Source organism: Micromonospora sp. NPDC047187, from assembly GCF_040643355.1.
Taxonomy (GTDB): Bacteria; Actinomycetota; Actinomycetes; order Mycobacteriales; family Micromonosporaceae; genus Micromonospora; species Micromonospora salmantinae.
Genome location: NZ_JBEYUF010000019.1, coordinates 1 through 19714 on the forward strand (window position 1 = coordinate 1; position 19714 = coordinate 19714).

Consider the following 19714-nt stretch of genomic DNA (forward strand, 5'->3'; position numbering starts at 1 on the left):
CCCGGTCGACGCTGGGCGTCGACCGGGCCGCTGTGTCACGGGCGGGAAGGGACGGTGCGGGCCCCTTCCCGCCGTGTGGGTGGTGCGTCGGCCCTCGGCTCAGCCGAGACCGCCCTTGATGGCGCCGATGAGCTCGCCGTTGCTCGTGTCACCGGAGAGCTCCCAGAAGAACGCGCCACCGAGGCCCTGGTTGTTCGCGTACGTCATCTTGCCGTTGATGGTCGACGGGGTGTCGTAGCTCCACCAGTTGCTGCCGCACTTGGCGTACGCGGTGCCGGCGATGGTGCCGGTGGCCGGGCAGGTGTTCTTGAGGACCTTGTAGTCCTCGATGCCGGCCTCGTAGGTGCCCGGCGCCGCGCCGGTGGCGCTGCCACCCGGAGCGGCCTGGGTGACACCGGTCCAGCCCCGACCGTAGAACCCGATGCCGAGCAGCAGCTTGTTGGCCGGGACGCCCTTGCTCTTGAGCTTCTGGATCGCCGCGTCGGAGTTGAAGCCCTGCTGCGGGATGCCGGTGTACGAGGTGAGCGGTGAGTGCGGCGCCGTCGGACCCTGGGCGGCGAACGCGCCGAAGTAGTCGTACGTCATCGGCATCAGCCAGTTGAGGTTGCCGATGGCGCCGGCGTAGTCGGTGGCGTCGATCTTGCCGCCGTTGCTGCCGTCCGCGGTGATGGCGGCGGTGACCAGGGCACTGGACCCGAACTTCGACCGCAGGGCGCTGATCACGTTCTTGAACGCGTTCGGGCCGCTGCTGTCACAGCTCAGACCGCAGGCGTTGGGGTACTCCCAGTCGACGTCGATGCCGTCGAAGACGTCCGCCCAGCGCGGGTCCTCGACCAGGTTGTAGCAGCTCTCGGCGAACGCGGCCGGGTTCTGCGCGGCCTGGGTGAAGCCACCGGACCAGGTCCAGCCACCGAACGACCAGATCACCTTGAGGTGCGGGTTCAGCTGCTTGAGCTTGCGCAGCTGGTTGAAGCTGCCGCGCAGCGGCTGGTCCCACGTGTCGGCGACGCCGTCCACGCTCTCCGCCGCGGTGTACGCCTTCTCGTAGTCGGCGTAGCTGTCACCGATGGCGCAACGGCCACCGGTGGTGTTGCCGAAGGCGTACAGGATGTGGGTCAGCTTGGCGGCCGAGCCGCTGGTCTGGATGTTCTTGACGTGGTAGTTGCGCCCGTAGACGCCCCACTCGGCGAAGTAACCGACGATCTTCTTGCCGCCCGGGTTCGGCGGGTTGGTGGTCGGCGGTGGCGTGGTGGGCGGAGGGGTGGTGGGCGGCGTCGTCGTCGGTGGGGTGGTGGTCGGCGGAGTGGTGGTCGGCGGGGTCGTCCCGCCGCCGCACGCGGCACCGTTGATGGTGCAGTTCAGCGGTGCCTTGTAGGCGCCGCTGCCGTTGTAGCCCCAGCTGAACGAGGCGCCGGGGGCGATGCCGCCGGCCCAGCTCTTCTTGACCGCGACGTAGTGGTTGCCGCTGCTGGTGACGTCGGCGTCCCACGCGCTGCTGATGGTGGTGCCCGACGGCAGGTCGAACTCGATGCGCCAGGTGCTGACAGTGGCGCTGGAGCCGTTGGTGACGGTCACCCTCGTCTCGTGACCGGTCCCCCAGTCCTGCGCCTTGGTGAAGGTGGTGGTGACCGTGCCGGCGCCGAACGCGGTGGTCACCGGCACCGCTGCGACGGTCACGGCGACCACGGCACCGGCCCAGAGGGCCCGGCGGAGCGATCTTTTCATGAGGCGTCTCCCGAACTGTTAGGAAACTTTCCAAAAGCGATGGTGAGACGGTACTCACGCTGTCATCAGTTCGTCAAGATGCGCATGTTTCGATTTCTCCTGGTGCACGGAGTGCGTACGCTGCGCCCACCCCGGGTCGACACCCGGCCGGCGCGTAACCTCGGCCCATGACCGTCTTCGACATCTCGATCGACGCCCTCAGCGGCGGCCCCGCCGACCTGGCCCGCCACAGCGGCAAGGCGTTGCTGGTCGTCAACGTGGCCTCCCGCTGCGGCCTCACCCCGCAGTACGCCGGCCTCCAGACGCTCGCCGACTCCTACGCCGACCAGGGCCTCGTGGTGCTCGGCGTGCCGTGCAACCAGTTCGCCGGGCAGGAGCCGGGCAGCGCCGCCGAGATCAGCGACTTCTGCCAGGTCAACTACGGGGTCACCTTTCCGCTGACCGAGAAGGTCGACGTCAACGGCCCCGACCGGCACCCGCTCTACGCCGCGCTCGTGGACACCCCGGACGCCGACGGGCACACCGGTGACGTGCGCTGGAACTTCGAGAAGTTCCTGGTGGCCCCGGACGGCTCGGTCGCCGCCCGCTTCGCCCCCACTGTCGCGCCCGACTCCGACGACCTGCGCTCAGCCATCGAGAAGGCCCTCCCCACCCCCTGACACCCCGGGGCGCTGCACGGCGTCGCCTCGATCACGCTCGAAGTTCTCGGATGCCACTACATCCCGGATCCAGCGCGATCATGCCTGGTCGACGCCGCACGGCAGCCGGCACGAACCGCTCGTCACCGGAGAGTGGCACCTCCCGGGAGAGCCGGTCGGCGACCAACGTGGGCAGTACGTTGTGCAGGACGAACTCACGGCGCCACCCAGGCGCCCGCCGTGGACGGCGAAGGTCGCGAGCAGCCTGAGCAGTCGCCCGGCGGCGGACAGACCGAAAAAAACCACCAGGCAGATGGGGAACGCGTCGTGGGTGGACGGAGTTGGGAACGAGCATGACAACTGTGGGACTGATCGGCAGTGGCAACATCGGCGGCACCGTGGCCCGGCTGGCCGTCGACGCCGGCTACGACGTGGTGCTGAGCAACTCGCGGGGCCCGGAGACCCTCACCGACCTGGTGGAGACCCTGGGCGAGCACGCCAGCGCCGGCACCACGCGGGACGCGGCGCAGGTCGGTGACCTGGTGGTGGTCAGCGTGCCGCTGAAGGCGTACCGCGCGGTGCCAGTGGAACCGCTGGCCGGCAAGGTCGTCATCGACACCAACAACTACTACCCGCAGCGCGATGGCACCTTCCCGGAGCTGGACTCCGGCGAGACCACCAGCAGCGAGTTGCTCCAGCGCCACCTGCCGGACTCGCGGGTGGTCAAGGTCTTCAACAACATCAACTTCAAGGGCCTGGCCGCCCTCCCCCGGCCAACCGGTGCGGCCGACCGCAGCGCCCTCGCGATCGCCGGTGACGACGCCGCCGCGAAGGCCGAGGTGACCGCCTTCCTGGACCGGATCGGCTACGACGCGGTGGACGTCGGCCCACTGGCCGAGGGGTGGCGCTACCAGCCGGACACCCCGGCGTACGGCACGCTCTACTCCGCGAGCCCGACCGACTGGGAGCACCCGGCCCCAGGCGACGCCGCGAAGCTGCGCGCCGCCCTGGCCGCCGCCACCCGCTGAGCAAAGCCGGCCGCCGCCCTGCCGGCGATCACTTACCGGCTGGTCGTGCGGAGGGCGGCGGCGAGCTCGTCGTCGTAGCTGGCGATCTGCTGCCCGTCCGAGGCGTACGCGACGAGCCGACCGTGGGCCATCGTCGCCGACCGGAACGAGAAGGTACGCGAACCCGGGTACGCGGCGAGCAGCGGAATGGCCCGGGGTGCTCCACCCGGCGCGGAGTAGTACTCCAGGCGGCTGACCTGCGGGGAGACCACGCCGTTGACCCGGACCTTGGTCTTCTCGGCGCGGGTGCCGAAGGTGACCGGCACCTCGGTGGCGTAGGCGGCGCATTCGGCCGGACCACGGCAGACGAAGAAGTATCGCGGGTTGACCACGTCGTCGAGGGTGTACGCCTTGAAGGTGGGGTCCGCTCCGGCCGGCAGCGGCTGCACGGCGAAGAACGCGACCGCCACCGTGGCAGTGACGCCCACCCGCAGCCAGGCACGGCCGGCGGCCGGTCGTCTGCTCGTGCGCTGGGCGGCGACGGCGACACCGCCGAAGCCGACCAGGCACAGGAGGCACACCCCGACGGCACGGGCGTTCTCGAAGAGGAACTGCACCCCCGGCCGCGTCGAGATCGGGCTGAGCGCCGCGCCCAACGAGACGACCATGGCGGCGAGCAGCGCCGCGCCGGCGACCCGCTGGGTAATGCCGGAGGCGCCGATCAGCAGCATCGCGGCGAGCACCGGCCACACCTGGTGGTGGGTCCAGGAAACCGGGGACGCGGCCACTGTGGCGCAGCCGACGAGCACGGCGGCGTGCCCGGGGCAGCCCTGCCGCGTCAACTGCCGGGCCCGCAGCAGCGCCGCCACGCAGATCAGTGCCACCATGGCGGCCCAGAGCACTGGCAGCGCCGTCTCGTCGACGCCGACGCGCAGCAACATTCCGTGCAGGGACTGGTTGCCCAACGAGGACAGATTGCCGATGCGCGAGGTCTGCCGCACGGTCTCGGTCCAGTAGGACCAACTCTCCCGGGGCAGCACGATCGCGGCGAGCCCGGCGCAGGCCACGAACGCGGCCGCCGACCGACCGGCGTCACGGTAGCGCCCGACGGCGAGGAAGTAGACCACGAACAGCAGTGGGGTGAGCTTGATCGCCGCGGCCACCCCGACCAGCGTCCCGCGCAGTCGGGGTGGGACGACGCCCAGCCCGTCGAGCAGCGCCATCAACACGATGAAGATGCTGACCTGCCCGAAGCGTAGGTTGCTCTGCACCGGCGCGGAGAGCATCAGCACGGTGGCCGCCAGCGCCACGACGAGCGGACGCCGGGAACGTCGGGTGGTCAGCGCGACACCCACCGACCCGGCGATGGCGACGACCGCCGCGCACGTCGCGACCAGCCAGATCCCCTGGAGTACGCCCTCGCTGACGGCGGTGATCGGCCACAGCACGAGAGCGGCGAACGGCGGATAGGTGAACGGACCGCCGTTCTCCGCCACATACCCGTACAGCGGCTTGCCGGCGTGCAGGTCGGACAGCGCGCCGTAGTAGATGTGCAGGTCGGAGAGGCGATCCGGACGGCGTAGAACGAGCACACAGGACACCAGCGCGACGACGACGAAGGCCGCCCACGCCAGCGCCACCCGGCGATCCCGCATCGCCCGAGAATAGGCGACCACGACGCTCCCGAGTGCCCCGTAGCGGCGGACGCGGGGGCTCCCTTTGCGATCGGTAGTGACAGCCGACGAAAACATCGCTGTGGCAACTTGCGCCGCAGTCCTGTTCACGGGACCCTGTGCTCTGGGTTGCCGCCCGCTCACCGAACGTGCCCCCGGAGGCGACATGCACACGCTCCGTACCGTGCCCCGCCGGCTGTTGGCCGGTTCCGGCGCGCTCCTGCTCGGCACCGCCCTCGCCACCGCCGCCATTCCGATTCCGGCGAACGCCGCGACCGGCGCGGACACCGTCGGATACGTCCGGCTCGCGCACCTCTCCCCGGACACCCCGGCTGTGGACGTCTACCTTGCCGCGCCAGGCGCGGCGAAGCCGCAGGTCTTCCCCGGCGTCGGTTACGGCGTGGTCTCCGACTACCTCGAACTCGCGCCGGGCCGCTACGCCGTGGCCATGCGCGAGGCCGGCGCCCCCGCCAGCGACCCCCCGGTACTGACCACCGAGGTCGCGGTGACCAGCGGGGACGCCTTCACGGTGGCCGGTGTCGGCCGGCACGCCGACCTCGGACTGCGGGTGCTCAACGACGATCTCAGCGCCCCCACCGACGGCCGCGCCAAGGTGCGGGTCGTACAGGCGTCGGTGCGGACCCCGGTGCTCGACGTGGCCGCCGCCGACGGCCCGATGATCGCCGACGGGGTGCAGTTCGCCACGACGACCGACTACCAGCAGGTCGAGCCGGGCAGTTGGCGGCTGAAACTGACGGGTGCCGGCGGGCCGAGCACCGAAGCCGAGGTGCGGCTCACCGGCGGCGCGGTCTACTCGCTGCTGGTGCTCGACGCGAAACAGGGCGGGCTCACCGCCGAGCTGCGCCGCGACGCCGAGGGCGGCACCGTCGTACCGGCCGGCGGGGTGGACACCGGCGCCGGAGGCACCGCCGGGGCCGGGCTCGACGCGTACCCCCTGGTGGCCGGCGGTCTGGCCGCGGCGGCCGGCGCGGTGGCCCTGCTGCTCTGGCGTCGGCGGCGGCGCACCACCTGGTGAGCGCCGGGCCGGACCCGTCGATCCGGCGGCACCGTGAGCGCCGGATACCGCTGGCCGCGCTGATCGCGGCCAGCGCGGCGGTCTGCCTGGCCGCCGGCACCGGCGTCGGGCTGGGGCTGGCCACCACCGGCCCGCCACCGCCGGTGGCGAGCTGGCACCCCGGCTGCGGCGAGGACTGCCCGTCGGTGGCCGCCGCGCCCACGCCACACGGTCCACCCACGCGGGTACGCGTACCGCGCATCGACGTCGACTCACCGCTCACCGTGCTGGGCCTGGACCGCGCCGGCGTGCTGATTCCGCCGAGCGACTTCCACACCGCCGGCTGGTACGGCGGCGGCCCGGCCCCTGGCGACACCGGCCCGGCCGTACTCGCCGGGCACCTGGACTCACGACGCGGCCCGGCGGTCTTCGCCCGGCTCGGCGAGCTACGGCCCGGCGACCTGGTGGAGGTGTGGCGCGGCGGGCAGCGGTTGCCCTTCCGGGTGACCGGGTCGCTGCGTACCCGCAAGGACCAGTTTCCGACTGCCGTGGTCTATGGCCCGACACCCGGGGCGGAGCTGCGCCTGGTCACCTGCGGGGGTGACTTCGACCGGCGGCAGGGCCACTACGTCGACAACGTGGTGGTGTTCGCGGTGACCGAGGCCCCCGACCCGGTCCTGCCGACGTCCGCCGCGGGCTGAGTCAGAGGGGGCGGCGGCCGGCGAAGCCGCACTCGGCCCGGTGGTACCAGCGCACGTCGGAGTCGCCCTCCAGCCAGCACCAGAGCACGGCACGGCCGGCCCGCTCGCCGGGAAAGTCGAGCAGCACCGGGGCGATGCCCTTGACCTGGATGTCGTGCTGGTGCAGCTCGTCGACGACGGCGTGCAGCCGAGCTTCCAGCGCCTTGACCTCGGCCAGCCCGCCGAGCGCGCTCACGCCGTGGTCGGTCAGGTCGGCGCGCAACTCGGCCAGGTCGGCCCGGACCCGGATCAACTCGTCGACGCGCGGCTGCAGGGTGGCCACCAGGTGCCGGGCCTGGGCAAGTGTGAACACCGAGCCAGTATGCGGCACACCCGGTCCGGCGACGCGCCCCGACCGCTCAGTCGGCCTGTGCCGCCAGCTCGCGGGCGCGATCCCGGGCGGCCTCCAGCGCGGCGAGCAGCGCCGCGCGTACGCCGTGCTTCTCCAGCTCACGAATGGCGGAGATGGTGGTGCCGGCCGGCGAGGTGACCGCCTCGCGCAGCTTGACCGGGTGCTCGCCGGAGTCGCGCAGCATCACCGCCGACCCGATCGCGGTCTGCACGATCAACTCGTGCGCCACCTGACGGGGCAGCCCGAGCAGGATCCCCGCGTCGATCATGGCTTCGACCAGCAGGTAGAAGTAGGCCGGGCCGGAGCCGGAGAGCGCGGTGACCGCGTCCTGCTGCGATTCGGGCACCCGGATCGTCTGGCCGAGCGGCTTGAACATCTCCTCGGCCAGCGTGAGGTGCGCCCCGGTGGCGTGCGCGCCGGCGGAGATCGCGGTCATCGCCTCGTCGACCAGCGCCGGGGTGTTGGTCATCACCCGCACCACGGGGGTGCCCTCGGGCAACCGGCGGCTGAAGAAGCTGGTGGGCAGACCTGCGCAGAGCGAGATGACGAGCTTGTCGGCCGGCACCTTGGGGCCGATCTCGTCGAGGAGCGCGGCGGCGTCCTGCGGCTTGACCGAGACCGCGAGCACCGCGGCCTCGTCCACAGCGGTCAGGTTGTCGACCACCCGTACGCCGTACCGAGCGGTCAACTCCTCGGCGCGAGCGGGTCGGCGGGCGGTGGCCAGCAGCCGGTCCACCGGCCATCCCGAGCGCAGCAGCCCGGAGAGCATCAGCTCACCGATCTTGCCCGCGCCGATCACCGCGACCGTGTGCACTCCGGCTGACATGTCGGCCCGTACCCCCCTCGCCTTGGGTCGCGGCGCGGCGGACCCGCAGGCCCGCCGCGCCGCCGACGATCGATCAGCTGCCGAAGAAGACCTCGGCCTCGGCGTACCGCTCCAGCGGCACGGTCTTCAGCTCGCGGGTGGCCTCGGCGAGGGGCACCCGGACGATGTCGGTGCTCTGCATCGCGACCATCTTGCCCCAGTCGCCGTCGTTGACGGCGTCGATGGCCTGCAGGCCCAGGCGGGTGGCGAGCACCCGGTCGAAGGCGGTCGGGGTGCCACCGCGCTGGATGTGGCCCAGCACCACGGTGCGGGCCTCCTTGCCGGTCTTGGCCTCCAACTGCTCGGCGAGCCACTGGCCGATGCCGCCGAGGCGGACGTGGCCGAACGAGTCGAGCTCCTGGTTGGCGAGGACCATCTGGCCGTCGAGCGGCTGGGCGCCCTCGGCGACCACGACGATCGGGGCGTACTGGTGCTGGAAGCGCTTCTCGACGTAGCCGGCCACCTGGTCGACGTCGAACTGACGCTCGGGCAGCAGGATCACGTTGGCGCCGCCGGCCAGGCCGGCGTGCAGGGCGATCCAGCCGGCGTGCCGGCCCATCACCTCGACGACCAGGGTGCGGTGGTGGCTCTCCGCTGTGGTGTGCAGCCGGTCGATGGCCTCCATCGCGATGTTGACCGCGGTGTCGAAGCCGAAGGTGTAGTCGGTGGCGCCGAGGTCGTTGTCGATCGTCTTCGGCACGCCGACGACGTGCACGCCCAGCTCGTAGAGCTTGGTGGCAACGCCGAGGGTGTCCTCGCCGCCGATCGCGATCAGCGCGTCCACGCCCTGGGCGGCGAGGTTGTCCTTGATCCGCTCGACGCCGTTCTCGATCTTGAACGGGTTGGTCCGGGACGAGCCGAGGATGGTGCCGCCGCGGGGCAGGATGCCGCGGACGTCGGCGATGTCCAGCGGCCGGGACAGGCCCTCGAGCGGGCCCTTCCAGCCGTCCCGGAAACCCACGAACTCGTGACCGTAAGTGGCGACGCCCTTGCGGACCACCGCCCGGATGACCGCGTTGAGACCGGGGCAGTCGCCGCCGCCGGTGAGCACGCCGATACGCATGATCCGCTCATCCTCCTGGAGCATCAGGTAAAGCCCGATATGCCCCAGGGTATGTGTCAGGTCAGACCATCGGCGCCGTTGCCGGCCCGGGGCGGGCCGTCACTGCGAACTGTAGTCGGCCCGCCAGTACGACGACAGCGCGCCCCGGGCACCCACCCCCGGTCAGTAGGTCACCTCGTGGTTCTCGCCGGCCTTCGGTGGCCGGCCGGTGACCGCGGCCCTCGCGTAGTCGAGCAGGTTCACCACAGTGCTGTTCGGCGAGTCCCAGTACTCGGCGGAGCTGGCGTGCACCTTGATCAGCGTGAGACCGGACGTGTCCAGCCCGTCGGGGAACCACGCCTTGAGCAGCGGGTTCCACAGCCGCTCGGCCCGGGCCCGGTCGAACCCCTCGGTGGCGGTGCCGGAGATCGACACCCACGCGTTGTGCTTCTGGTCGGAGAAAGCGACGTTGACCTCCGGGTTCACCCGGATCTGGCGGACCTTGGCCGAGTCGGCGTAGGCGAAGAACCACAGCTCGCCGTCGAACTCGGCCTCCTGGAGCCCCATCGGTCGACTCACCTGCCGCCCGTCCAGAGCGGTAGTGGTGAGCATGCAGATCCGCGCGGCCCGGGCCAGGCCGGTGACCCGGGCGCGTGCCTCCGCGGCGTTGCTCGGCTGGTCGCTCATGGCAATCTCCCTCGGCTCGGCTGGTCGAACCGATGCCCGGGACAGAACCGGTCAAACCTACGGCGGCGCGGCCACCGCTCAGCGGGCGGTCATCGCCCGCCAGCGGGCCAGATTGTGCCGGGCGTCGACCAGAGCGTCGTGCCGGGCCGCGTCCGCGTCCGGCAGGGGCGGCCGGCCCCGGTCGTCCCAGAGCTGCCGCAGCTCCTTGGTGTAGCGGGGAATCTCCCGGGGCAGCGCCGGCATCGCGCCCCAGAGCTGGGCGAGCACCACGTGGTCGTACGCGGCGAACCAGGCCCACAGCTCCAACTGCTCCCCCGGCCGGTCCCGGATCGGCTCGACCAGGAAGTCGTACAGGTCGTCGCGGATGCGCTCACGCGAGCGCCAGGCCCGGTCCGCCGGGGAGGGCAGCTTGTCCAGCACGTTGCGTCGGACCCAGGGCACGGCGCGGGAGTCGTCGAACTCGGTGGAGACCGCGTAGAACTCGCGGCCGTACTCGTCGACGACACCGATCGAGACGAGGTCGACGGTCGTCCCGTCCTCGATGAACTCGCAGTCGTAGAAATAGCGGTAGACCATTCCGGGCATCCTCGCCCACCGCCGCACGGCCGCGCCCGGCGGGGCCCGTCCGGGCGTCGACCCAGCTCCGGCGACACCTCGTGAACGGCACGTCGCAGCTCGTGACGGTCACGGAAGTGCTTCGAGGGGTGTACAGCAAGCGACCGGACCGTCATGATCTGATGTGTACCGCTACCGGACGCCGAATCGGTGTCAGTTCACCTTGTCGGGGCCCATCAGGTTCGCCCGGTGAGCGAGTTGTGGTCCATGACCGGGGGAGGGGTTGGGCCGTGGAGGTTCGCCTGCCGGAGCCGGGTGACGCGCTCACGGGTGTCGAGATGTTCGCCGGGCTGGAGCCCGAGGTACGGCAGCGTGTCATCGCCGCCGCCGTTCCGCGCACCTACCGCAAGGGCCAACTGCTCTTCGTGGAGAACGACCCCGGCGAGTCCCTGATCGTGCTGCGCCGCGGCGCGGTGGCGGTCTTTCGCACCGCACCCACCGGCGAGCGGGCCGTGCTGTCGGTTATCCGTCCGCCGGACGTGCTCGGTGAGGTCTCCCTGCTCGACGCGTCCACCCGGTCCGCCTCGGCGGAGGCCATCGAGGACTGCGCGGCGCTCGCGCTCTCGCGGGGCGCCTTCATGGAGTTGGTGCACTCCAACCCCCGCATCCTGGACGCGGTGATGCGCTCACTGGGCGGGCTGATCCGCCGGCTCACCGAGCAGAACGCCGACCACGTCTTCCTCGACCTGCCCGGTCGGGTGGCGAAGACGCTGGTGCGGTTGGCCGGCGAGAGCCAGGCACCGATGATCACGATCGAGCTCAACCAGAGTCAGTTGGCCGAGATGGCCGGTGGTTCCCGGCAGAGCGTCAACCAGGCGATCGGCTCGTTCGCCAGCCGTGGCTGGCTGCGCACCGAGGGCCGCCGGATCGTGGTGACCGACGTGGCCGCGCTGCGCCGCCGCGCCGGCATGGCCGACCGCTGACCGACCGGCCCGCCCCGGTTTCGTCGACGGTCGGGCGTCCGATCTGGACGGCCGTCACCCGGCGCCGGCCCACCCGTACCCACGGCTGATGCCGGCCGCCACTGGCAACCGGCATCAACGAACGTGCAGGACAGACGGGTGCGGCCGGTGGACCGATGGCCCGCCGACCGCACCCGGGCGTTCAGTTCTCCGTGCTGTCGGCCGGCGGCGCACCCGGCCCCGGCCCGATCTTCTTCGGATCGGTCGGCTTACCAGCCGTGGACGTGCTCGACGAGGTGGTCGTGGTCTCCCCCGACCCGCCCGACTGACCCTCAGGCTCTTCCACCATGCCCTGCTCCTCCAGTTCGGCGAGAGTGACAGCATCGACGTCGATCGTGTCCCCCGGCGCCCACAGCGTGCCACCCGGATCGGTCCACGAGGCGGACAGTCGTACCTGCACGGCACTCTCCCTGACATGAAACTTCCTGGTACGGAACACTAACCCCGACCGATCGATGCCGTTGCCCGCCCGCACGTCGGGTACCCGACTGGGTCGACCGGCCGCGATACTGACCTCTTTCGCCCACGGAGCTGAACATCGACCTCAAGTGTGGACACTGCGCACGCGCGGCCGGGCCGGACGACCGCTTCTGCGGCGGGTGTGGCCAGCCGCTCGGGGTCAACTGTGCGCACTGCGGGCATGCCAACAGCACCGAGGTCAACTTCTGCACCAGCTGCGGTCAACCGCTGCGGGACCACGCCGTCGCGGTGCAGGAGGATCGGCGTCAGGTCAGCGTGCTCTTCGTCGACATCGTGGACTTCACCAGCTACGCGGAGCGGACCGACCCGGAGCAGGCCCGCAGTCTGCAACAGACCTACTTCGCCACGGTGCGCCGGATCGTGCACCAGTACGGCGGGGTGGTCGAGAAGTACATCGGCGACGCGGCGATGGCGCTGTTCGGCGCGCCGGTGGCCACCGACAACGACGCGTTGCGGTGCGTCCGCGCCGGCCTGGAGCTGCAACGGAACCTGGCCCGCCAGCCCGCCGGTCCGCAGCCGCCGCTGAGCTTCCGGGTCGGCATCGCGACCGGCGAGGCCCTGGTCGACCTCTCCGCCACCCGCGACGGTGGGCAGGCCTTCGTGACCGGAGACGTGGTCAACACGGCCTCGCGCCTGCAGGGGTTCGCCCCGCCGGGCGGTGTCGTCGTCGACGAGAGCACCTGGTCGGCCACCCGACACGAGATGGAGTACGCCGACCAACCACCGGTCACCCTGCGCGGCCGGTCCGCGGTGAGCCGGATCTGGCTGGCCGTCCAGGTGCGACCACACCGGGACCCGCGCGGCGCCGAACTGACCCCGATGGTGGACCGGGAACACGAGCGCGGTCTGCTGGTCAACGCGCTGCACCGGATGGTGACCGAGCGGACCTCCCAGTTGGTGACGGTGTTCGGCCCGGCCGGTGTGGGCAAGAGCCGGTTGCTGCGCGAACTGGCCCGGCACGCCGGCAGCGTGCCCGGCCCGCCGATCACCTGGCTCGTCGGGCAGTGCCCGCCGTTCGGCGAGAACGTCACCTGGGCCGCCCTGTCGGACATCGTGAAGACCTGGGTGGGCGTGCCGGAGGTCGACGACCCGGCCGCGCTGCGCGAGCGGCTGCGGTCCCGGCTGGGGCAGCTCGCCGACCCGCACGCGACCCGGTTGGCCGAGGCGCTCGGGCCGCTGATCGGCGTACCGGGCGAACGGCTCACCCCCGGCGAGACCGAGGCCGCCTGGCGGCGGTTTTTGCTCGCCCTGGCGACCACCGGCCCGACCGTGCTGGTCTTCGAGGACATGCACTGGGCCGACCAGGCGATGCTCGCCTTCGTCGAGCAGTTGGGCGCGTCGGCGCGCGGCGTGCCGCTGCTGGTCGTCGCTACCGCCCGGCCGGAGCTGCGGGAACGGCACCCGGCCTGGACCGGCACGATCAGTGGCGCGATGTCGATCTCGGTGCCGCCGATGCACGACACCGACATCGACACGCTCTACTCGCTGCTCCTCGGGCAGCTGACGCTGCCGTCCAGCTCGCGTACCCCACTGATCGAGTTCGCCGACGGCAACCCGCTCTACGCCCAGGAGTACGCCCGGATGCTGCTGGACGGCGGCCTGCTCGACGCGGTCGGTTCGGCCGCGCGCCCCGACCTCGACGGTGGCGCGGAGATGCCCCGCACCGTACAGGCGGTCATCGCCAACCGGCTCGACCTGCTGGACCCGGCCGACCGGGCGGTGCTCCAGGCCGCCGCCGTGGTCGGCGTGGTGTTCTGGGCCGCGCCGGTGGCGATGGCGTTGGGACGGCCGGTGGAGTGGGTGGAGCGTGCGCTGGACCGCCTGCAACGTCGCGACCTGGTGTACGAGCAGAGCACGTCGACGATGCCCGGCCAGTCCGAGTACCGGTTCCGGCACATTCTGGTGCGCGACGTCTGCTACCAGCGGCTGCCCAGGGCCGAACGGGTGCTGCGCCACCACCGCACCGCCGACTGGATGGCACAGCTCACCGACGGCCGGCAGTACGACCTGGCCGAGGTGCTGGCCAACCATCGCTGGGCGGCCCACGAGATCGCCCGGACGGTCGGGTTGGACACCGCCCCCTACGCCCCCTCGGCGCGGGCCGCGCTGCACCGGGCGGCCCGCCGCGCGTACGAGCTGCACGCGCTGGACACCGCCGCCGCGCTGGTCGGCCGGGCGCTGGCCCTGGACGTCGGGCCGGACCCGGCGCTGGAGCTGTTCGACGCCGAGCTGGCGTTCTATCGGGACGGTGACGCCTTCCTGGTGGCGGGGGGCACTGACACCCTCACCAGGCTGGCCGACCGGCTCACCACGAGCGGCGACCGGACGGGGGCGGCGCGCGCCTGGACGCTGCTCGCCACCGCCGCCTGGAGTCGGGCCGACCGGTCGGCGACCCTGCACTGCCTGGACCAGGCGATCGGCATCTACAGCGACCTACCGGACAGTCAGGAGAAGGCGGGCGCCCTGCTGGAGCTGGCCCGGGTGCACATGCTCAACGCGGAGACCGAGCCGGCGTGCACGGCGGCGCGGGCGGCAGGGGCCCTCGCCGAGCGGCTCCAGCTGCGCGAGGTCCAGGCCAACGCGCGGATCACCCTGGCCGTGGCGCGCTACCTCGCCGGCTCCGCCGAGGCGTTCCCGGAGCTGGCGGAGGTGACCGAGCACTGCCGGGTGGAGCGGCTGACCAGCCGGCGCCGGGCGGTGCAGAACCTGGCCTGGGCGTTGCAGGAGGAGGGCGACCTGGCCGGCTCGGCCCGGTTGGTCGACGAGCAGCTCACCCTCGACCTGGGCGGCGAGCACAGCCTGGCCACCAGCTTCGCCGACCAGTGGGCGCGGTCGTACTACGCGGGTGACTGGACGGCGGCGCTGGCGATGGCGGCGGAGTCGACCCGACGGCCGACCGCGGAGTGGGATCTGCACATCGTGGCGGTCTCGGGTTGGATGCGGGGGCTGGCCGGAGCCGAGCTGGTCGGCCCCGACCGGCCCGACGAGACCGCGGGGTCGGACGGACCGGGTGGGGATCTGGTCGAGCAGGCGTTGGTCGCGGCGCGGCGCAGCGGATTCCACCGGGTGCTGCGCTCCACCCTGGCGCACGCCGCCCTCTGCCGGGCGGTGCAGGGCCGCCGGGACGAGGCGATGGCGCTGCTCACCGAGCTGGACGAGGACTGGCAACGGACCCGGATGATTCCGTTCGCGGAGTGGGTGCCGGCCGTCGGCCACGTCGCCGGGGTGCTCGGCGCGGACGCGGCCCGGCTGGTCCGGCAGATGCTCGGCCGGGCGCCGCGGACGACACCGTGGGCTCGGGCCGCCGGTCAGGTCGCCGACGCCACGCTGGCCCGGCACGCCGGGGACGCCACGACCGCGGCGAACCTGCTGCGCTCGGCGGCGACGAGCTACGCCCGGATGACCGACGTGACCGACGAGATCATCACGATGGCGCTGGCCATCGGCCCGCTGGCCGAGACCGACCCGTCCGCCGCCGCGGCCACCCGCGCCCGCCTGCACGACTTCGCCACCCGTCACCACGCCCCCGCTCTGCTCCACCTGCCCTGACCGGCGAGCGGGCCGGCCCGGCGGCGGCTCAGGCGGCCAGCGGCGTCGGGACGGGCTGCTTCAGCTTCTGGGCGTAGACGTCCACGTACTCCCGACCGGAGAGCTCCATCAACTCGTACATGATCTCGTCGGTGACCGCGCGCTCGACGAACCGGTCGCCGGCCAGCCCGGCGTAGCGGGAGAAGTCCAGCGGAGCCCCGAACCGGATCCTCACCCGGTCGATCTTGGGAATGAGCTTGCCCGGCGGCTGGATCTCGTCGGCGTTGAGCATCGCCACCGGCACCACCAGCGCACCGCTCTCCAGGGCGAGCCGGGCCACCCCGGTCTTGCCCCGGTAGAGCCGCCCGTCCGGGGAGCGGGTGCCCTCGGGGTAGATGCCGGCCACTCCCCCGGCCCGTAGCACCTGCAACTGGGTGTCCAGGGCGGCGCGCGCGGCCCGGCCACCGGAGCGGTCCACCGGAATCGTGCCGGTGCCGACGAAGAACATCTTGGTCAGCCAGCCCTTGATCCCCTTGCCGGTGAAGTACTCGGCCTTGGCGACGAAGGTGACCTTCCGGGCGGTGATCAACGGGGTGAAGATCGAGTCGGAGAAGGAGAGGTGGTTGCTCGCCAGGATCACCGGACCGGTCGCCGGCACGTTGCGCAGGCCCTCCACCTGCGGGCGGAAGATCAGCTTGAGCAGCGGACCGAGGATGACGTACTTCAGCAGCCAGTAGAGCACCGGCGTCCTTTCCCGTGGTGTGCCCGCGACAGCGCCAGCCGTCGTCGCCGCCGAGCCTACGAAGCGAGCGCTCTCACCACAACGGACGACGTTCGGGGGGCGGAGGCATAGAGCCGCTTCCGCGATCACCGAGATCGCACTTGTCGCGCAAAAACCGACAAAGAGCCCCTGCCGTGACCAGCGGCAGGGGCTCTGACTTTGGAAGACGCGACACAACGCACTCCCGGAACCATGCCCTGACGTGTCACGATTCAGAGCACGGCGTGCGGACTGGCGCCGAAGGGCAGCGGTGGCCGCGCCGGCAGGCGCGTTAAGGGGGATGTCCGGGTGTCAGCGGGTGGGGCCCGCCGGGGACGGCGGGACAACGGGCTCGACGCGAACGAGTACGCCGTCGTCGGCGACGTCGATCCGCGCGTCGGTGAGCACCTGCTCGACGTGCTGGCCGCCGGCGGGATCGCCGCCTACCTCCAGCCCTCCGCCGACCTCAACCCGGTCACCCGCACCACGACCGTGCCGGCCCGGCCGGTCGACCGGCTCTACGTCGACCGCTCGCACCTGACCACCGCCCGGGACTACCTGACCCAACTCGCCGACGAGACCGCTCCGGAGCAGCCGCCGGCTCGCGACGAACCGGACGTCGACGCCGAGTGGGCGCGGATCGTGGCGGGCTTCCACACCACCTCCACGCCCGGTGACCACCCGTGGCCGGCCTCGGAGGACGTGGACGAACGGGACAGCCGGGACGAGCCGACCTCCGGGCCGCTGACCCGCTCCGGCACCGACGAACCCGGTCCGACCGCCACCGACGTTCGCCGGCTGCCGTCCGCGACGGACATCTCCGGGATCTCCGTGGGGCGCGGCACCCGCCCGGACGAGCCGTCGCTGCTGGACGGGCTGGACACCTTCGGCGCCGACCTGCCCGACGACGAGGACGACGAGGGCTACCACCCGCCGCCACCGCCGCCACTGCCGCGGGTCAGCAAGTACGCGGTGATCGGCGTGCTCGGGGTGGTCGTCGGGTTCGTGCTGTTCCTCTTCCCATGGCTGCTTCCGATCGACCGCTCCGCGGTCACGCTGTTCGGCTTCACCGGCATCCTGGCCGGTTTCGTCACGCTGATCTGGCGGCTGCGCCCCGGCGACGAGGACGAGGACGACCCGGACAACGGCGCCGTCGTCTGACGGTCGGCCCGCATCCCGGGACAGCAGCGCCCCGCCAGGGGCGTAACAGTGGTGTAACTTACTGTCAGTAGGAATACCGCTGTACGTCACTTCCCCCGCTGACTGACCGGTTTTTCCTTGCTCGCGGCGGTCAGTCCTCTGCTGATCGGAATGCCCGAGATGCGACAGAGTTCTCTCGTGGTGGTGGCCAACCGCCTCCCCATCGACGACAATCAGGCCCCCGATGGAGCCTGCGAGTGGCGGCGCAGCCCCGGCGGGTTGGTCAGCGCGCTGCTCCCGCTCCTGCGGCACACCCCGGCGACCTGGGTCGGCTGGGCCGGTGGCACCGGGCCGGCCCCCGCCCTGCCGGACGTGGACGGCGTGCGGATGCACACCGTCGCGCTCAGCCCGGAAGACCTGCGCGACCACTACGAGGGGTTCGCCAACGCCACCCTCTGGCCGCTCTACCACGACTCCGTGGAGCAGCCGCAACACCACCGTCGGTGGTGGGAGGCGTACCAGCGGGTCAACCAGCGCTTCGCCGAGGCGACCGCGGAGGTGGCCGAGCCGGGCGGGGTGGTCTGGGTGCAGGATTACCACCTTCAACTGGTCCCCGGGCTGCTGCGCGCGCTCCGCCCGGACCTGCGCATCGGGTTCTTCCTGCACGTGCCGTTCCCGCCGCCGGAGCTGTTCATGCAACTGCCCCGCCGGGCCGAACTGCTGCGCGGCATGCTCGGCGCCGACCTGGTCGGCTTCCAGCGGGTGCAGGCGGCGCACAACTTCGCCCAGTTGGTGACCCGGGTGCTGGAGCTGCCGGCCACCGACCGGCGAATCGGCATCGACGACCGGGTCGTCCGCATCGGCGCGTTCCCGGTCTCCATCGACACCGCCGAGATGGCCGCGCTCGCCGACCGCCCGGACGTGGCCGCCCGGGCCCACCGGCTCCGTCAGGACCTCGGCGATCCCCGGCAGGTCGTCCTCAGCGTGGACCGGATGGATTACACCAAGGGCATCGAGCAGCGCCTCAAGGCGTACAGCGAGTTGCTCGCCAGCGGCGACGTCAAGGTCCGCGACACGGTGCTGGTGCAGGTCGCCATGCCGAGCCGGGAACGCGTCGGCCAGTACCAGATCCTGCGCGAGCGCATCGAACGCGAAGTCGGCCGGATCAACGGCGAGTTCGGCCGGGTCGGTGAGCCGGCGATCCACTACCTCACCCAGCCCTTCGACCGGGCCGAGCTGGCCGCGCTCTACCGAGTCGCCGACGTGATGGCGGTGACCCCGTTGCGCGACGGAATGAACCTGGTCGCCAAGGAGTACGTGGCCGCGCGGGTCGACGACACTGGCGCGCTGCTGCTCAGCGAGTTCGCCGGCACCGCCGCCGAGCTGTCCCAGGCGTACCTGGTCAACCCGCACGACCTGGAAGGGCTCAAGCAGGGCCTGCGCGCCGCGCTGCGGGCCGACCCGGCCGACACCACCCAGCGGATGCGAGCCATGCGCGCTCACCTGCACAAGCACGACATCCGGGCCTGGGCCCGCTCCTACCTGCGCGCCCTGGACGAGGGCGGCGGCCTGATCAGTCGCCTGACCAGCACCGACACCGGCTCCGACGCTCGGGTGCCCCAACCGGCCACCCCGGCCGGCAGCCCGGCCGTCCACCAGGCCGGCGGCTGACCGCCGACGGCCCGGCTGCTCAGTGCGCCACCGGCTCCTTCTCCAGCCAGTCCAGGATCGCGTCGATCGGCTCCTCCCACCGCGCGTCCAGCATCAGGTCGTGGCCCATTCCGGGAAAGAGCAGCGGGGCGGACCCGTACCGGCGGGCCACCCGGGTCAGCGTCGACGCCGGCACCACCCGGTCGTCCGGGCTGCCCAGCACCAACACCGTGGGCGCGCCCACGGCCGGCTCGGCCTCCGGCTCACCCAGCAGCGCCCACTGCGCCCGTCGACCCGCCCGACCGAGGCGGCCGACATACCGCCGGGCCTCCTCGTCGGGCAACTCGCGGCTGAACAGCTGTCCCCGGTTGAGCCGCAACGGCCCGCCGAACACCGCCGGCAACGTGCCCGCGGGGTTGCGGCGCAGGGCCGCGCCCAGCACTCCCCAGCCGCCGAAGACCGGCGCCACCAGCACCGCGCCCCGCGCCGGGTAGCGGGCCAACGCGTGCGCCACCACCAGGGCGCCGGCGCCGTGCCCCACCAGCACCGCCTGCCGCGGCAGGCTCGCGGCCACCTGGACCACGTCGTGGGCGTACGCCCGCAGCGTCGCCTCCGGCGCCGGCTCGCTGCCACCGTGCCCGCGCAGGCTCACCGCGTACGCCGGGAACCCCCGCGACGCCGCGTGCCCCAACCAGTGCTCGGCGAACGCCCACGCGCCGTGCCCGAACCCAGGTACGAACAGCAGTGGCGGACGCCCCTCCTCCAGCTCGGGGACCGCGCTGAGCACCTCCCGGCGGGCCGGCCGGACCGGCCGGGACCACTCCCGACCCCGCAT

The 19714-nt window shown here is 72.1% G+C and carries 17 protein-coding genes and 1 pseudogene; 8 read left to right on the forward strand and 10 right to left on the reverse strand.

Features of this window, described 5'->3' with window-relative positions; all coding sequences use genetic code 11:
• Positions 1–99 precede the first annotated feature (99 nt).
• A complete protein-coding gene (locus ABZ794_RS24860; RefSeq protein ID WP_238690611.1) occupies positions 100–1725 on the reverse strand; it encodes a glycosyl hydrolase family 18 protein in 1626 nt (541 codons plus the stop codon).
• A gap of 167 nt (positions 1726–1892) precedes the next feature.
• On the opposite strand from ABZ794_RS24860, the gene ABZ794_RS24865 reads away from it, so the two are divergent.
• On the forward strand, positions 1893–2384 hold the full coding sequence (locus ABZ794_RS24865) for a glutathione peroxidase (protein WP_357517803.1): 492 nt from the start codon (positions 1893–1895) through the stop codon (positions 2382–2384).
• 281 nt (positions 2385–2665) lie between these two features.
• Positions 2666–3391 (forward strand): annotated as a pseudogene (locus ABZ794_RS24870) (NADPH-dependent F420 reductase); the annotation flags it as partial.
• A gap of 32 nt (positions 3392–3423) precedes the next feature.
• Here the strand turns inward: ABZ794_RS24870 and ABZ794_RS24875 are convergent.
• Positions 3424–5025, reverse strand: a complete 1602-nt coding sequence (locus tag ABZ794_RS24875; RefSeq protein ID WP_357517805.1) for a glycosyltransferase 87 family protein — start codon at positions 5023–5025, stop codon at positions 3424–3426.
• A gap of 184 nt (positions 5026–5209) precedes the next feature.
• Between ABZ794_RS24875 and ABZ794_RS24880 the strand changes: the two genes are divergently transcribed.
• Together ABZ794_RS24880 and ABZ794_RS24885 are read left to right on the forward strand one after the other, a co-directional pair.
• On the forward strand, positions 5210–6079 hold the full coding sequence (locus ABZ794_RS24880) for a DUF4397 domain-containing protein (protein ID WP_210784639.1): 870 nt from the start codon (positions 5210–5212) through the stop codon (positions 6077–6079).
• Positions 6076–6759, forward strand: a complete 684-nt coding sequence (locus tag ABZ794_RS24885; RefSeq protein ID WP_238690607.1) for a class F sortase — start codon at positions 6076–6078, stop codon at positions 6757–6759. The genes ABZ794_RS24880 and ABZ794_RS24885 overlap by 4 nt, the downstream gene beginning before the upstream one ends.
• Position 6760: 1 nt before the next feature.
• Here ABZ794_RS24885 and ABZ794_RS24890 read toward each other — a convergent pair whose 3' ends face one another.
• From ABZ794_RS24890 to ABZ794_RS24910, 5 genes are all read right to left on the reverse strand, one after another.
• Entirely contained in the window at positions 6761–7111 is a 351-nt protein-coding gene (locus tag ABZ794_RS24890) for a DUF2203 domain-containing protein (protein WP_238690606.1), read from the reverse strand.
• A gap of 46 nt (positions 7112–7157) precedes the next feature.
• Complete coding sequence (gene proC / locus ABZ794_RS24895; RefSeq protein WP_091407583.1) at positions 7158–7976, reverse strand: pyrroline-5-carboxylate reductase; 819 nt, start codon at positions 7974–7976, stop codon at positions 7158–7160.
• Between the two features lie 73 nt (positions 7977–8049).
• Entirely contained in the window at positions 8050–9078 is a 1029-nt protein-coding gene (locus ABZ794_RS24900) for a 6-phosphofructokinase (RefSeq protein ID WP_091408060.1), read from the reverse strand.
• A gap of 162 nt (positions 9079–9240) precedes the next feature.
• The gene (locus tag ABZ794_RS24905; RefSeq protein WP_210785068.1) at positions 9241–9744 is read right to left on the reverse strand and encodes a pyridoxamine 5'-phosphate oxidase family protein; all 504 of its coding nucleotides are present in this window, start codon (positions 9742–9744) and stop codon (positions 9241–9243) included.
• A gap of 78 nt (positions 9745–9822) precedes the next feature.
• A complete protein-coding gene (locus ABZ794_RS24910; RefSeq protein WP_112582786.1) occupies positions 9823–10320 on the reverse strand; it encodes a polyadenylate-specific 3'-exoribonuclease AS in 498 nt (165 codons plus the stop codon).
• Between the two features lie 269 nt (positions 10321–10589).
• On the opposite strand from ABZ794_RS24910, the gene ABZ794_RS24915 reads away from it, so the two are divergent.
• On the forward strand, positions 10590–11282 hold the full coding sequence (locus tag ABZ794_RS24915) for a Crp/Fnr family transcriptional regulator (RefSeq protein WP_091407574.1): 693 nt from the start codon (positions 10590–10592) through the stop codon (positions 11280–11282).
• 181 nt (positions 11283–11463) lie between these two features.
• Here ABZ794_RS24915 and ABZ794_RS24920 read toward each other — a convergent pair whose 3' ends face one another.
• Entirely contained in the window at positions 11464–11721 is a 258-nt protein-coding gene (locus tag ABZ794_RS24920; protein ID WP_084597913.1) for a hypothetical protein, read from the reverse strand.
• Between the two features lie 137 nt (positions 11722–11858).
• Between ABZ794_RS24920 and ABZ794_RS24925 the strand changes: the two genes are divergently transcribed.
• On the forward strand, positions 11859–15350 hold the full coding sequence (locus ABZ794_RS24925; RefSeq protein ID WP_210785100.1) for an adenylate/guanylate cyclase domain-containing protein: 3492 nt from the start codon (positions 11859–11861) through the stop codon (positions 15348–15350).
• Positions 15351–15378: 28 nt separating this feature from the next.
• Here ABZ794_RS24925 and ABZ794_RS24930 read toward each other — a convergent pair whose 3' ends face one another.
• A complete protein-coding gene (locus tag ABZ794_RS24930) occupies positions 15379–16071 on the reverse strand; it encodes a lysophospholipid acyltransferase family protein (RefSeq protein ID WP_210785069.1) in 693 nt (230 codons plus the stop codon).
• A gap of 327 nt (positions 16072–16398) precedes the next feature.
• Between ABZ794_RS24930 and ABZ794_RS24935 the strand changes: the two genes are divergently transcribed.
• Both ABZ794_RS24935 and ABZ794_RS24940 read left to right on the forward strand, forming a co-directional pair.
• Positions 16399–17250 (forward strand): DUF308 domain-containing protein, encoded by an 852-nt coding sequence (locus ABZ794_RS24935; RefSeq protein WP_210785070.1) that lies wholly within the window; start codon positions 16399–16401, stop codon positions 17248–17250.
• Positions 17251–17409: 159 nt separating this feature from the next.
• On the forward strand, positions 17410–18900 hold the full coding sequence (locus tag ABZ794_RS24940) for a trehalose-6-phosphate synthase (RefSeq protein WP_238690605.1): 1491 nt from the start codon (positions 17410–17412) through the stop codon (positions 18898–18900).
• A gap of 19 nt (positions 18901–18919) precedes the next feature.
• Here the strand turns inward: ABZ794_RS24940 and ABZ794_RS24945 are convergent, their stop codons facing one another.
• Positions 18920–19714 (reverse strand): alpha/beta fold hydrolase, encoded by a 795-nt coding sequence (locus ABZ794_RS24945; protein ID WP_357517898.1) that lies wholly within the window; start codon positions 19712–19714, stop codon positions 18920–18922.

Coding starts and splice junctions, on each gene's coding strand:
- ABZ794_RS24875 (WP_357517805.1), bottom strand. CDS start 5,025: ATGCGGGATCGCCGGGTGGCGCTGGCGTGGGCGGCCTTCGTCGTCGTC.
- ABZ794_RS24910 (WP_112582786.1), bottom strand. CDS start 10,320: ATGGTCTACCGCTATTTCTACGACTGCGAGTTCATCGAGGACGGGACG.
- proC (WP_091407583.1), bottom strand. CDS start 7,976: ATGTCAGCCGGAGTGCACACGGTCGCGGTGATCGGCGCGGGCAAGATC.
- ABZ794_RS24900 (WP_091408060.1), bottom strand. CDS start 9,078: ATGCGTATCGGCGTGCTCACCGGCGGCGGCGACTGCCCCGGTCTCAAC.
- ABZ794_RS24905 (WP_210785068.1), bottom strand. CDS start 9,744: ATGAGCGACCAGCCGAGCAACGCCGCGGAGGCACGCGCCCGGGTCACC.
- ABZ794_RS24945 (WP_357517898.1), bottom strand. CDS start 19,714: ATGCGGGGTCGGGAGTGGTCCCGGCCGGTCCGGCCGGCCCGCCGGGAG.
- ABZ794_RS24880 (WP_210784639.1), top strand. CDS start 5,210: ATGCACACGCTCCGTACCGTGCCCCGCCGGCTGTTGGCCGGTTCCGGC.
- ABZ794_RS24865 (WP_357517803.1), top strand. CDS start 1,893: ATGACCGTCTTCGACATCTCGATCGACGCCCTCAGCGGCGGCCCCGCC.
- ABZ794_RS24860 (WP_238690611.1), bottom strand. CDS start 1,725: ATGAAAAGATCGCTCCGCCGGGCCCTCTGGGCCGGTGCCGTGGTCGCC.
- ABZ794_RS24940 (WP_238690605.1), top strand. CDS start 17,410: ATGCGACAGAGTTCTCTCGTGGTGGTGGCCAACCGCCTCCCCATCGAC.